This window comes from Rhizobium sp. 10PS4 (genome assembly GCF_032464805.1).
Classification (GTDB): Bacteria; Pseudomonadota; Alphaproteobacteria; order Rhizobiales; family Rhizobiaceae; genus Rhizobium; species Rhizobium laguerreae.
Map to the genome: position 1 here is coordinate 230,139 of NZ_JAWDIW010000010.1, position 11,947 is coordinate 242,085.

The following is an 11,947-nucleotide window of genomic DNA, read 5'->3' on the forward strand; positions in this document are numbered from 1 at the left end:
CTATTTCTCCAGCGTCGCCACCACCTCGACATGCGAGGTCCAGAGGAACTGGTCGATCGGCGTCACGCCGGTAATGCGGTAGCCGCCCTGGACGAGGATCGCGAGATCCCGCGCCAGCGTCAGCGGATTGCAGCTGACGGCCACGATCCTCTTCACGCCTGAGCGGGCGAGTTCCTGGCACTGGAACTCGGCTCCGGCGCGCGGCGGATCGAAGACGACGGCGTCAAAGGGCTTGAATTCCTGCGTCATCAAAGGACGGCGAAAGAGATCGCGCTTTTCGACGGTGATCGGTTTCAGCCCTTGCGTGTTGCGGGCGGCATGATCGAGTGCTGCGAGCGCCTTTGCCTCGGCCTCGACGGCGTGCACACGGCCGATCCGCGCCAGGCGCAGCGAAAACGTGCCGGAGCCGGCAAAGAGATCGGCGATCCGCTTCGACTTGCCGACATGAGCAAGCACCAGTTCGGCCATCGCCTCTTCCGCGGGCTTGGTTGCCTGGGTGAAGCCGCCCGGCGGCGGTGAAACCTGGACGCCGCCGAATTCGACCATCGGCTTCGACGGCTCGACGAGGATTTCCCCGTTCAGCGAAACACGGGCGATGCCGCGCAAGCTGAGCGCGGTCTCGATCGCCTTGCGCCGCTGCGGGTCGGAGAGTTTCTTCACGTCGTCGACTGAGATGTCGAGGCCGGAAAGCGTTTCGAGCACCGCGACGCGGAAGGGTTCGGCGCTGGTCGCGAGCGATGCGGCCATTGCCCTGATCGCCGGCAGCCGGGCGATGATCCCTGCCGACGAGATCGGACATTCTTCGATCGCGACGATATGGTGGCTTTCGGCCTGGTTGAAGCCGATTAGCATGTCCTTCTCGGTCTTGCGCGCCGCAAAGACGACACGCCGCCGTTCGCCCGGCCGGGCCGGAACGATCTCGCCGACCTCTGATGTCAGCCCCTTGGATTTCAGCGCGTCGATGACCAGCTGGCGCTTGAAGGCGCGGTAGGGCGCGTCTGCCATATGCTGCAGCGTGCAACCGCCGCAGGTGCCGTTGAGACCATCCGGGCCGAAATGCCGGCAGGGCGGCTCCTGCCGGTCGGGCGAGGGCGTCGTGATCGACATGATCGTGCCCTGGCTCTTGACGCGGGCAATCGCCACCGTTTCCCCAGGCAGGGAAAAGGGTACATAAACAGGTCCGCTGGCGCTGCTGGCGATGCCGTCGCCCTGGGCGCCGAGCTTCTCGATCTTGACGGTTTCGGTGCTCACGGTTTCAATCCTGCCAGAAGAAATTCCTGATTGCCATCGCCGCCGGAAATCGGGGAGGGGATGAGGCCGAGGCTTTTCCAGCCCATATCCTCGATGAACCAGCGCTCCAGTTCCGCAGCAACGGTGGGAGCGGACGAGGGGTCCTTCAGCATCCCGCCCTTGCCGATCGCCTCGCGCCCGGCCTCGAACTGCGGCTTGACCAGCAGCACGGCGACAGCGCCGGGTTCGGCGATCTCAAGGGCCGGCGCGAGCGCCAGCTTCAGCGTGATGAAGGAGACGTCGGAAACGATGAAGGTGGCGGGATGGCCGATATCCTCTGCCGTCAGGTTGCGGGCGTTGAGGCCCTCCCTGTTGGTCACCCGCGGATCGCCTGATATGCGCGGATGCATCTGCCCATGGCCGACATCGATCGCGGTGACATGCGCGGCGCCGCGCTGCAGCAGCACCTCGGTAAAGCCGCCGGTGGAAGCGCCGACATCCAGACAGTGGTGGCCGGCGGGATCGAGCCGGAAATGGTCGAGTGCTGCGGCAAGCTTCAGCGCGGCGCGCGAGACATAGTCCTGTGCCGGATCGTCGATCTCGATTGCCGCGTCCGCGCTAAACAGCGCGCCGGCCTTCGTGACCACCTGGCCGCCGATCCTGACGGTGCCGCGCTGCACGGCGTCGCGGGCGCGTGAGCGGCTGGCAAACAGGCCGAGGGAGACGAGAAGTTGGTCGAGACGTTGGGTGTTTTGATCTGACATCGGCTGTGCATGACCGGCAAAGCCGCCGGTTGCAAGCATTTTGTTCCCAAGACCGTCATTGACCCTCGAAAGCTTTCGGCGATAATCCTGCCGCGGCGATCGCGGGGCGGGCCGCATGGGGGTGCTCTATGCCGAAGCTCTTAACTCTTCTTGTCGCCGCGGGGATCGCATCGCCTGCGCTCGCGAACGACACTCTGGCCGAAATCAAGACCGGCGGGCTGATCTTTGCCCAATCCGACGATGTCAGCATGGCAGAGGAGGATCTTTTCATCTCCGCTTCGGAAGTGCGCGTCGACTACGTCTTCGAAAACAGCTCCGACAAGGATGTCGAGAGCCTGGTCGCCTTCCCGATGCCCGACATATCAGGTCAGGTGGACAATAATTCCGCCATTTCCGATTATGACAGCGACAATTTCCTGCATTTTTCCACCCAGCAGGATGGCAGGCAGATCACCGCCAAGCTGCAGCAGCGCGTCGTCTCGCTCGGCATCGACGTCACCGACGAGTTCGCCGAACAGGGCATTCCCGTTCTGCCCTATAGCCAGAAGACCACCGAGGCGCTGGCCAAACTTCCCGAAACCGTCCGCAAGGACTGGATCGCCCGCGGCCTCGTCTATCCCATGGGCGCCGGCGATGCCGAGATTGATCTCGTGCCGCTCTGGACGCTGCGCTCGACCTATTGGTGGCGCACCACCTTTCCGGCAAAGAAGAAGGTCAGCGTAGCGCACCGTTACAAGCCGGCCGTCGGCGGCAGCGTCGCCATCAGCTTTCTCGAAGGTGGCGAGCCGAAGGGGGAGCGCTTCGAGGAATATTCCCGCAAATACTGCCTCGACGGCGACTTCGTCAGGGTTGCCCAGCAGCGTGCCCGGGAAGCCGAGACCGGCGGCGCCAACTATACCGAAAGCTGGATCTCCTATGTGCTGTCGACCGGCGCCAACTGGGTGGGGCCGATCAAGCGCTTCCAGCTGACGATCGACAAGGGCAAGCCCGGCAGCCTCATCAGCTTTTGCGGCAGCAATGTTCAGAAGATCGGCCCGACGACCTTTCGGATGACGGCCGAGGATTTCGATCCCTCAAAGGATTTAGACATCCTGATCCTCAATCCTCCGGAAACGGCACAATAATCCGCAGGTTTGGCCGCTGCTGCGCTGCACAAATTTAAACAAATTTAAAGCCTGCCCGGGTAGGGTCGGCGTGATTGCAGCGGTTCATTCGAGCCGCTCGGCGCCATGACGGCGCACGCGTTTCCACGCCGATCATGTTCTCAGCTTCAAACATCCCGGCGGTTGCGTCTTGCGCAACCTGCCTCTCGCCGCGTCGACTGTCGTCAGGAGAAATCACCGATGTCCGCCAAAAACATATCCTTGAACGGTAAGCTTGCGGCCACGTTCGCAGCCCTCATTCTCATTTTCGTCGCCGTTTCCGCTTTCGTCTATTCCAAGGCGACGGCGTCCGCGGCAGCGTCTGCCGAGCAGGAAAAATCCGAGCTGCTCGTCAACCAGATCGACGATGCGTTGCAGGCGATGCTCGAACAGGCCGTCAACCTGCGCGGCTTCATCCTCTTCCGCAGCGACAGCACCTATGGCGATGTCTTCGCCAACCGCGAGCGCATGCTGAAGGCGATTGCCGCCGCCAAACAGACGGCCGCCGGCGAGCCGCAGCTTGTCGAGATGATCGACGGCATGCAGAAGGCCGCCGATCTCTACTTCCATGAACTTGCCGAGCCACAGACCAAGGCGCGCAAGGAAACCGACATGCCGATCGCAGAGGTCGTCAAGATCGGTGTCAACGCCACCAAGGGCCAGCTCGACGGCTTCCGCCAGGCCTCCGCCAAGATCAAGGCCACCGCGCGTGAAAAGTCGAATGCGCTCGCCGCCATCCGGGCCGATGCCAACAGCCATCTGAAGACGACGCTCATTGCCGGCGGCATCGTCGCCTCGCTCGCCGCCGCCATGCTCGCCTGGCTGATGTCGCGCATTATCGTCCGTCCGGTCGTCGGCATGACGAGCGCCATGGACCGCCTCGCCGGCGGTCAGAACGACATCGAGGTTCCGGCAGTCGAGCGCGGCGACGAAATCGGCCGCATGGCCCAGTCCGTCCTGGTCTTCAAGCAGGCGGCGATCGAGAAGCTGCGCCTTGCCGGCGAGACCGACCGCATGCGCGATGACGCCGAGCGCCAGCGCCGGGCAGGCGACGAGCAGAAGGCGCGCGAGGAAGGCGAGATCCGCTACGCCATCGACGCTTTGGCGGGCGGCCTTGCCGAACTTGCCAATGGCGATATGGCCGGTCGTCTCCAGACGCCGTTCGCCTCGCAATATGACAGCCTGCGCAACGACTTCAACCATGCCGTCGAAAAGCTGCAGGCGGCGCTGCAATCGGTCGGCCGCAATGCCTCGGCGATCAATGCCGGCGCCGGCGAAATCCGCTCCGCCGCCGACGATCTTGCCCACCGCACCGAGCAGCAGGCTGCCGCCGTCGAACAGACGGCCGCAGCGCTCGAGGAAGTGACGACGACCGTCCGCGACAGCGCCAAGCGCGCCGAGGATGTCGGCAATCTCGTCGAGCGCGCCCGTCTCGGCGCCGAAAAATCCGGCGAGGTCGTCCGCAAGGCCGTCTCCGCCATGCAGCAGATCGAGAAATCCTCGGGCGAAATCTCCAACATCATCGGCGTCATCGACGACATCGCCTTCCAGACCAATCTTTTGGCTCTGAACGCAGGCGTTGAAGCCGCCCGCGCCGGCGATGCCGGCAAGGGCTTTGCGGTCGTCGCCCAGGAAGTGCGCGAGCTCGCCCAGCGCTCGGCCAAGGCCGCCAAAGAGATCAAGGCGCTGATCACCACCTCGGGCGAACAAGTCGTCGCCGGCGTCGGCTTGGTCGGCGAAACCGGCAAGGCGCTTGAGGTCATCGTCTCCGAGGTGCAGGAGATCAACCACCACGTCAGCGCCATCGTCACCGCCACGCGCGAACAGTCGATCGGCCTGCAGGAGATCAACACCGCCGTCAACAACATGGACCAGGGCACACAGCAGAACGCCGCCATGGTCGAGGAGCAGACCGCAGCAAGCCATGCGCTCGCCCAGGAGGCAAACGCCCTCGAAGAATTGCTGCGTCAGTTCAAGCTCGGCCAGGTGGCCCCTGCGCCGCGCGCAAGCGGTGCCGGCACTAATGCCCGCCCGGTCGCCTCGCCGGCCCACGCTTTGACCCGCACCGTCGCCAAGGCCTTCGGTGGAAGACAGGCGAGTGCCGCGGCGACCGTTCAGGAAGAGTGGACGGAGTTCTGAGAGGCGCCGTTCTCAGGGACGTTAAATGAAGAGGGCGGTGCAGAGATGCGCCGCCCTTTTTTATTGGATGGATCTGCCCTCACCAAAATCCTATCCCGCCACCCCAACCGCAACACCGCGCCCCAGCGCCCTGAACACCGTCGAGACGATGCCGGCGCGGTCGAGGCCGGCGTGGGCGTTCATGGCTTCGGGCTTGGCCTGTTCCATCCAGATGTCGGGCATGACGAGCGAGCGGATCTTCAGCCCGTTATCAAGCAGGCCTTCGCTCGAAAGGTACTGCATCACATGGCTGCCGAAGCCGCCGATCGAACCTTCCTCGACGGTGATCACCATTTCGTGGTGGCGGGCAAGCTGGCGGATCAGGTCGCGGTCGAGCGGCTTGGCGAAACGCGCATCGGCGACCGTCGTCGAAAGCCCCGCGGCATCGAGATCCTCGGCGGCCAGCAGACAATCGGCAAGCCGCGTGCCGAAGGAGAGCAGCGCCACCTTGGTGCCTTCCTTGACGATGCGGCCCTTGCCGATCTGCAGGATTTCGCCGCGCGCCGGCATGTCGACGCCGACACCTTCGCCGCGCGGATAGCGGAACGAAATCGGCCCGCCGTCATAAGCGACGGCCGTGCGCACCATATGCTTGAGTTCGGCCTCGTCGGCCGCCGCCATCACCACGAAGCCGGGCAGGGTGGTGAGGAAGGCGGTGTCGAAGGAGCCGGCATGGGTCGGCCCGTCGGCGCCGACGAAACCGGCACGGTCGATCGGAAAACGCACCGGCAATCCCTGGATCGCCACGTCATGCACGACCTGGTCATAGGCGCGCTGCATGAAGGTGGAATAGAGCGCCGCAAACGGCTTGTAGCCTTCCGCCGCGAGGCCGGCGGCGAAGGTCACGGCGTGCTGTTCGGCAATGCCGACATCGAAACAGCGCGACGGAAAGGCCTCGGCGAGCTTGTCGAGGCCGGTACCATTCGGCATGGCGGCGGTAATGCCGACAATCTTGTCGTCGAGGGCGGCTTCCTGCACCAGCGCTTCGGCAAAGACGCTGGTATAGCTCGGCGCATTCGGCTTGACCCTTGCCTGGGCGCCGGTGATGACGTCGAACTTGTTGACGCCGTGATATTTGTCGGCCGCGGCTTCCGCCGGCGGATAGCCCTTGCCCTTCTGGGTGACGACATGGATCAGCACCGGCCCGCGCCCATTGTCGCGCACGTTGCGCAACACGGGCAGCAGGTGGTCGAAGGAATGCCCGTCGATCGGCCCGATATGATAAAAGCCCATTTCCTCGAACATCGTGCCGCCGGTGACGTAGCCGCGCGCATGTTCGACGGCGCGGGTGATCGCCCGGTCGATGTTCTTGCCGAGATAGGCCGTCAGCTTCTTGCCGAAGTCACGAAAGCCCATATAGGTGCGTCCCGAGGCGAGGCGCGCGAGATAGGCGCTCATGGCGCCCGTCGGCGGCGCGATCGACATGTCGTTGTCGTTGAGGATGACGATGAGGCGCGCATCGAGCGCGCCGGCATTGTTCAGCGCCTCATAGGCCATGCCGGCCGACATCGCCCCGTCGCCGATGACGGCGATGACGCGGCGGTCTGATTTGTCGAGGTCGGCGGCAATCGCCATGCCGAGGCCGGCCGAGATCGAAGTCGAGGAATGCGCCGCACCGAAGGGATCATATTCGCTTTCGGCCCGGCGGGTGAAGCCGGACAGCCCGTTTTCCTGGCGCAGCGTCCGGATGCGGTCGCGCCGGCCGGTGAGGATCTTGTGCGGATAACATTGATGGCCGACGTCGAAAATCAGCCGATCATCAGGCGTATCGAAGACGCTATGAATGGCGATCGTCAATTCGACGACGCCGAGACCGGCGCCAAGATGGCCGCCGGTGCGCGACACCGCATCGATCATTTCGTCCCGGACTTCGCGGGCGAGTTGCGGCAGGTCGCGATCCTCGAGCTTGCGCAGGTCGGCGGGATAGTTGACCTGGTCGAGCAGGGGGGTCTTCGGCAGTTGTGTCACGGGCGGGCGCTCTTTCTTGCTTTTCCTTGTTCCGCTTTATTCGATTAGATTGCGGCAAAACAAGTGCATTTCAGGAACCGAAGCTTTTCACCTTAGAGCATGGTGTCGAAAAGTGTGAACGGTTTTCGGAGTATACCCTGGTCTATTTCTCTCATTTCGTGGCGCTCAGCCCTCCGGCAACGGCACGAATTCCTCTTCGTCACCGGGCACGATATCGAAGCGGCCGCTGCGCCATTCTTCCTTGGCCTGTTCGATCCGCTCCTTCGAGGAGGAGACGAAATTCCACCAGATATAACGTTTCGAATTGAGCGCCGCACCGCCGAAGAGCATCAGATGACAGCCATCGCGACCGGCTTCCAGCGTGATCGCATCGCCCGGCCGAAAGACCAGCAACTGGTCGGCGGCAAAACGGTCGCCTGATATGACGACCTCGCCCGAGAGCACATAGACGGCGCGCTCTTCATGAGCCGAGCCGAAGGGAAATTTGGCGCCCGCCTGCAGGTCGAGATCGACATAGAGCGTGTCGGAGAAAACACCGACCGGCGATGTCATGCCTTCGAATGAGCCGATCACCACACGCCCGCGTACGCCTGCCATCTCGATCAGCGGCATGGCGGATTTTTCCGTATGGGCGAAGGCAGGATCGATCTCTTCCTTGTCGTCGGGCAGCGCCAGCCAGGTCTGCAGCCCCGACATCAGCAGCGGATGGCCGCGCAGATTGTCGGGCGTGCGCTCGGAATGGACGATGCCGCGGCCGGCCGTCATCAGGTTGATATCGCCGGGACGGATGACCTTTTCGGTGCCGAGGCTGTCGCGATGGCGGATCTCGCCGTCGAACAGATAAGTGACCGTCGACAGCCCGATATGCGGATGCGGCTTGACGTCGAGCGCCTCATCCGGCTTCAGGATCGCCGGCCCCATGCGGTCGAAGAAGATGAACGGCCCGACGAGCCGCCGCTGCCGGCTGGGCAGCGCGCGGCGCACCTGAAAACCGCCGATATCGCTGGTGCGCGGGATGATCAGGCTCTCGATCGCGTCGCAGGCGAAGGCATCGCCGGGCAGGGGATCTTTACCGGGAAAGAAGGACATTGGAATCTCCGATCGCTACAGTGCCGAGCGTCATCGCCCACAGATAGCGCCTGGAGCGCCGCGCGTCCAATCGGACGCGCTTAGACGCTCCAACACTTGAAAGCGTGCCGCGCGTCCAATCAGGCGTGCGTCGGGCTCAGATCGCGGTAAAACCATTGTCGACGAAGAGATGGGCGCCATTGACGAAGCTCGATTCGTCGCTGGCAAGATAAAGCGCGGCCCGCGCCACGTCTTCGGGCTCGCCGATCCGCCCCTGCTGGGCGGCAATGGCGGCATCCGAAACATCGACACTGAGAGCCTGCAGGTCGGCAACCTCGCGCAGGCCATGCGGCGTGCGAATGAAGCCGGGGCAGACGGCGTTGCAACGGATGTTGCGGTCACGGAACTCCACCGCGATGGCGCGGGCAAACATATGCACCGCCCCTTTGGTCGTGTCGTAAAGCACTTCCATCGGCGTGGCGGCGACCGCCGAGATCGACGAGGTGCAGACGATCGACCCGCCGCCGCTTTCAATCATCTTCGGCAGCACGGCCTTGGTCATCAGGAACATCGAGCGCACATTGACCGCGTGCAGCCAGTCCCATTCCTCGACGGTCGTTTCGAGAAAAGGTTTGATGACGATCGTGCCGGCATGGTTGAAGAGCACGGTCACCGGGCCGTAGCGTTTCTCGACGCCGGCGACGGCGGCATTGACGGCTGCTTCCTCCGAGACATCGGCCGTCCAGCAATCGGCCTCGCCGCCGGCATCACGGATTTGCTTCACGGTCTCTGCGGCTGCATCGCCATTGCGGTCGATGATCGCAACACGCGCGCCTTCCGCCGCAAAAAGCTTCGAGGCGGCGCCGCCCATGCCGGTCGCGCCGCCCGAGATAATGGCGACCTTGCCCTTCAACCTGTCCGTCATTCCGATGTCCACTCACTGTTTTGCAAGGGGATGATAGATCGGCCCGAAGCCGATAGCCAAGCGCATTCAAAAGGGAGGTTTGCTGTCTCAGGCGCCGTCCAGCGGCTCGACGCCCTGCGGCTTGCCGGCGCGATCGAGCCGGATCTTCTCGATGCGGTTCTCGGCGGCCGAAAGCAGCGTTTCGCAATGTTTCTTCAGCGCTTCGCCGCGCTCGTAGATCTCGATCGACTCATCCAGCGCCACATCGCCGCGTTCCAGCCGGGCGACGATGCTTTCGAGTTCGGCGACCGCCTTTTCGAAGGAAAGGCCGGATACCTCCGGCTTGGCGCTGTCAGTCATTCTCAACCCTTCATCATTCTCAGAATATGCATGCCCGCCGATTCGGCGAGTCCCTCGAGATCATAACCGCCTTCGAGCAGGCTGACGACCCGGTTCTTCGCGTGCCGGTCCGCCAGTTCCAGCACGCGCCCGGTCGCCCAGTCGAAATCCTCGCCGGTCAGATTGATCTGCGCTAAGGGATCGCGGTGATGCGCGTCGAAGCCGGCGGAGATGATGATGAGATCCGGCCGGAAATCGTCAAGGGCGGGCAGCACGCGCGATTTGAACGCCTCGCGAAAGTGGTCGCTGCCGACATTCGGCGACAGCGGCGCATTGACGATGGTGTTGTGCTTGCCCTTCTCGTCCTTGGCGCCGGTGCCGGGATAGAGCGGCATCTGATGCGTCGAGCAGAACAGCACCGAAGGATCGTCCCAGAAGATATCCTGCGTGCCGTTGCCGTGGTGCACGTCCCAGTCGACGATGGCGATGCGCTCGGCGCCATGCGTCTTTTGCGCATGCCGGGCGGCGATCGCCGCATTGTTGAAGAAGCAGAAGCCCATCGCCGTCATCTTTTCGGCATGGTGCCCCGGCGGGCGGGCGGCGACGAAGACATTGTCGGCCCGGCCGGTAAAGACATCGTCCACCGCCGCCATCGCCCCGCCAATGCCGGTCAGCGCCGCCTGCAGGCTCTTGCTGCTGGCATAGGTATCGGCTTCGATCTGGTTGATCTCACCCTCTTCCTCGGGAATCTCCCGCATGACGGCGGTCAGATGCTCCTCCGGATGCGCAAGCAGCACCGCATCCTCATTCGCCTGCGGCGCCTGCCGGCGCTCCAGCCGCTCGAAATTCGGATGTTCCAGCGCAACATTAATGGCGCGGATCCTGTCCGATCGCTCCGGATGGCCGGCGGGCGTGACATGTTCCAGGAAGATCGGGTGTTCATAAAGACGGGTGCTCATGAAGACACTCTATCGGTCGCTTATGTCATGTGCCACAGCAGATGGGGCGTTGCCTGGGGATTTCAACAAGCGCTCTTGCCGCGCCTTCCGACCGTTCGCCTATCACACTGTCTCGTTTGCGCCGTTCCCGTCGATCAGGTCCAATTGCAACGGCCCGCACCTTTCCGGTACGTGGAGGACACTGTAACACTTTGAACTATTGCGTAATTTTATCCTTAAGCCGGTTCCGGTATAAGCAATTATGAAGTAGTGTTGCCATGGGAACTCTGTAGGGCAGATTTGTTGATGAGTCAGTCGAAACGTCCTGATGTGGCGGAAATACGCGTGCCGTTTCGCGATGTCGATATGACCGGCCGGATGTTTCTGGCATCCTATATTTCCTATGCCGAGTCCGTGCTTGCGAGCTTCTGGTCCTCACGGCCCGATGTCGACGACGAACCCGTCTATAGCCCCAGCAAGGTTTCCTGCTTTCTCCACCGCCCGCTCCACTACGACGAGCCGGCAACCTTCACCGCCACCGTCGACAAGATCGGCGTGCGCTCTATCGGCTTCCTCATCTCGATCGAGACGGGCGAGGAGCGCGCCGCCGAGGTGGAAATCATCTGGCAGGCCCACGCCCCCGAAGACGAATCGCCGGCTCCGTTGCCGGAGGAGACGCGCGATTGGCTTTATCGGTTTTTGAATTAGGACCACGGCGCGTGATCGGCCTGAGCTCAAGCCCGGCTATGCGCTGACCGGCTCCGAAACGCTCTTTCGCGAACGCCACTCCTCCTTGGTCTGCGTCTTGATGTCGAACTGGTCGCGCGTCCTTGCGTAGGTATGGCCGCCCATTCGTCCGACGGCGTCCATCAGTTGCTGGTCGATATGCAGGTTCGTCGGATTGACCGCATCACTTCTGACATAGACGCCGAGGACTTCGCCAAGGATGATTTCGCGGGCCGGGCCAACCTGCAGGGTCGTGTGGCGGCGGCATTCGAGTGCTGCGGGTGCTGCCAGGATGCGCGGGCTTCTGACCATCTGTCCCGGCGCCGTTGCCAGTCCGGCTTCGGAGAGTTCGTCGACCTCGGGTCCGAACTTGATGGCGCAGACCTCCATCTGGTCGACGAGGGCGTCATCGCAGATATGGACCGTGAACTCGCCGGTTTCGCGGATGTTGCGGGCGGTATCCTTGAAGCGCATGTCGGCATAATTCTCGACGCCGATGGCGACGATCGCCGGGTCGTGGGTGAGGACGTTGAAGAAGCTGAACGGGCCGGCATTCGGCAGGCCCTCCTTGCTCAGGGTGGTGACCAGCGCAATCGGGCGCGGGATGACCGTGCCGATGAGGATCTTGTAACGCTCGCGCTCGGTCAGCTTGGCGAAATCGAAATGCGTGTGTTGTTTATTGTTGGTCAT

At 63.1% G+C, this 11,947-nt stretch carries 11 protein-coding genes; 3 read left to right on the top strand and 8 right to left on the bottom strand.

What is annotated here, in order from left to right:
* The gene (locus RWJ89_RS20410) at positions 1-1,251 is read right to left on the bottom strand and encodes a class I SAM-dependent RNA methyltransferase (protein ID WP_168259724.1); all 1,251 of its coding nucleotides are present in this window, start codon (positions 1,249-1,251) and stop codon (positions 1-3) included.
* A complete protein-coding gene (locus tag RWJ89_RS20415; RefSeq protein WP_244735635.1) occupies positions 1,248-2,033 on the bottom strand; it encodes a TlyA family RNA methyltransferase in 786 nt (261 codons plus the stop codon). Before RWJ89_RS20415 ends, RWJ89_RS20410 begins: the two co-directional genes overlap by 4 nt.
* 89 nt (positions 2,034-2,122) lie before the next feature.
* On the opposite strand from RWJ89_RS20415, the gene RWJ89_RS20420 reads away from it, so the two are divergent.
* Positions 2,123-3,118, top strand: coding sequence for a DUF4424 domain-containing protein (locus RWJ89_RS20420; protein WP_316031344.1), 996 nt, complete (start codon positions 2,123-2,125; stop codon positions 3,116-3,118).
* Positions 3,119-3,337: 219 nt separating this feature from the next.
* Positions 3,338-5,275, top strand: coding sequence for a methyl-accepting chemotaxis protein (locus RWJ89_RS20425; RefSeq protein WP_168257648.1), 1,938 nt, complete (start codon positions 3,338-3,340; stop codon positions 5,273-5,275).
* Between the two features lie 90 nt (positions 5,276-5,365).
* On the opposite strand, the gene dxs is transcribed toward RWJ89_RS20425, so the two are convergent.
* The 5 genes from dxs to RWJ89_RS20450 form a co-directional block, all read right to left on the bottom strand.
* Entirely contained in the window at positions 5,366-7,282 is a 1,917-nt protein-coding gene (gene dxs, locus RWJ89_RS20430; RefSeq protein WP_077976562.1) for a 1-deoxy-D-xylulose-5-phosphate synthase, read from the bottom strand.
* A 165-nt stretch (positions 7,283-7,447) separates the two neighbouring features.
* A complete protein-coding gene (locus RWJ89_RS20435) occupies positions 7,448-8,371 on the bottom strand; it encodes a pirin family protein (protein WP_077976561.1) in 924 nt (307 codons plus the stop codon).
* 136 nt (positions 8,372-8,507) lie between these two features.
* Entirely contained in the window at positions 8,508-9,275 is a 768-nt protein-coding gene (locus RWJ89_RS20440) for an SDR family NAD(P)-dependent oxidoreductase (RefSeq protein ID WP_316031345.1), read from the bottom strand.
* Between the two features lie 87 nt (positions 9,276-9,362).
* Positions 9,363-9,614 (bottom strand): exodeoxyribonuclease VII small subunit, encoded by a 252-nt coding sequence (locus tag RWJ89_RS20445; RefSeq protein ID WP_003545921.1) that lies wholly within the window; start codon positions 9,612-9,614, stop codon positions 9,363-9,365.
* A gap of 2 nt (positions 9,615-9,616) precedes the next feature.
* Entirely contained in the window at positions 9,617-10,552 is a 936-nt protein-coding gene (locus RWJ89_RS20450) for a histone deacetylase family protein (RefSeq protein ID WP_017959231.1), read from the bottom strand.
* A 285-nt stretch (positions 10,553-10,837) separates the two neighbouring features.
* On the opposite strand from RWJ89_RS20450, the gene RWJ89_RS20455 reads away from it, so the two are divergent.
* Positions 10,838-11,239: an acyl-CoA thioesterase gene (locus RWJ89_RS20455; RefSeq protein WP_024321263.1), complete on the top strand. Its 402-nt coding sequence runs from the start codon at positions 10,838-10,840 to the stop codon at positions 11,237-11,239.
* 36 nt (positions 11,240-11,275) lie between these two features.
* Here RWJ89_RS20455 and RWJ89_RS20460 read toward each other — a convergent pair whose 3' ends face one another.
* Complete coding sequence (locus RWJ89_RS20460) at positions 11,276-11,947, bottom strand: flavin reductase family protein (protein ID WP_131642449.1); 672 nt, start codon at positions 11,945-11,947, stop codon at positions 11,276-11,278.

What these genes read in the sequence shown, in the direction of transcription:
- RWJ89_RS20415 (WP_244735635.1), bottom strand. Translation starts at nt 2,033, where the DNA reads ATGCTTGCAACCGGCGGCTTTGCCGGTCATGCACAGCCGATGTCAGAT.
- RWJ89_RS20420 (WP_316031344.1), top strand. Translation starts at nt 2,123, where the DNA reads ATGCCGAAGCTCTTAACTCTTCTTGTCGCCGCGGGGATCGCATCGCCT.
- RWJ89_RS20425 (WP_168257648.1), top strand. Translation starts at nt 3,338, where the DNA reads ATGTCCGCCAAAAACATATCCTTGAACGGTAAGCTTGCGGCCACGTTC.
- RWJ89_RS20435 (WP_077976561.1), bottom strand. Translation starts at nt 8,371, where the DNA reads ATGTCCTTCTTTCCCGGTAAAGATCCCCTGCCCGGCGATGCCTTCGCC.
- RWJ89_RS20440 (WP_316031345.1), bottom strand. Translation starts at nt 9,275, where the DNA reads ATGACGGACAGGTTGAAGGGCAAGGTCGCCATTATCTCGGGCGGCGCG.
- RWJ89_RS20445 (WP_003545921.1), bottom strand. Translation starts at nt 9,614, where the DNA reads ATGACTGACAGCGCCAAGCCGGAGGTATCCGGCCTTTCCTTCGAAAAG.
- RWJ89_RS20450 (WP_017959231.1), bottom strand. Translation starts at nt 10,552, where the DNA reads ATGAGCACCCGTCTTTATGAACACCCGATCTTCCTGGAACATGTCACG.
- RWJ89_RS20455 (WP_024321263.1), top strand. Translation starts at nt 10,838, where the DNA reads ATGAGTCAGTCGAAACGTCCTGATGTGGCGGAAATACGCGTGCCGTTT.
- RWJ89_RS20460 (WP_131642449.1), bottom strand. Translation starts at nt 11,947, where the DNA reads ATGACCAACAATAAACAACACACGCATTTCGATTTCGCCAAGCTGACC.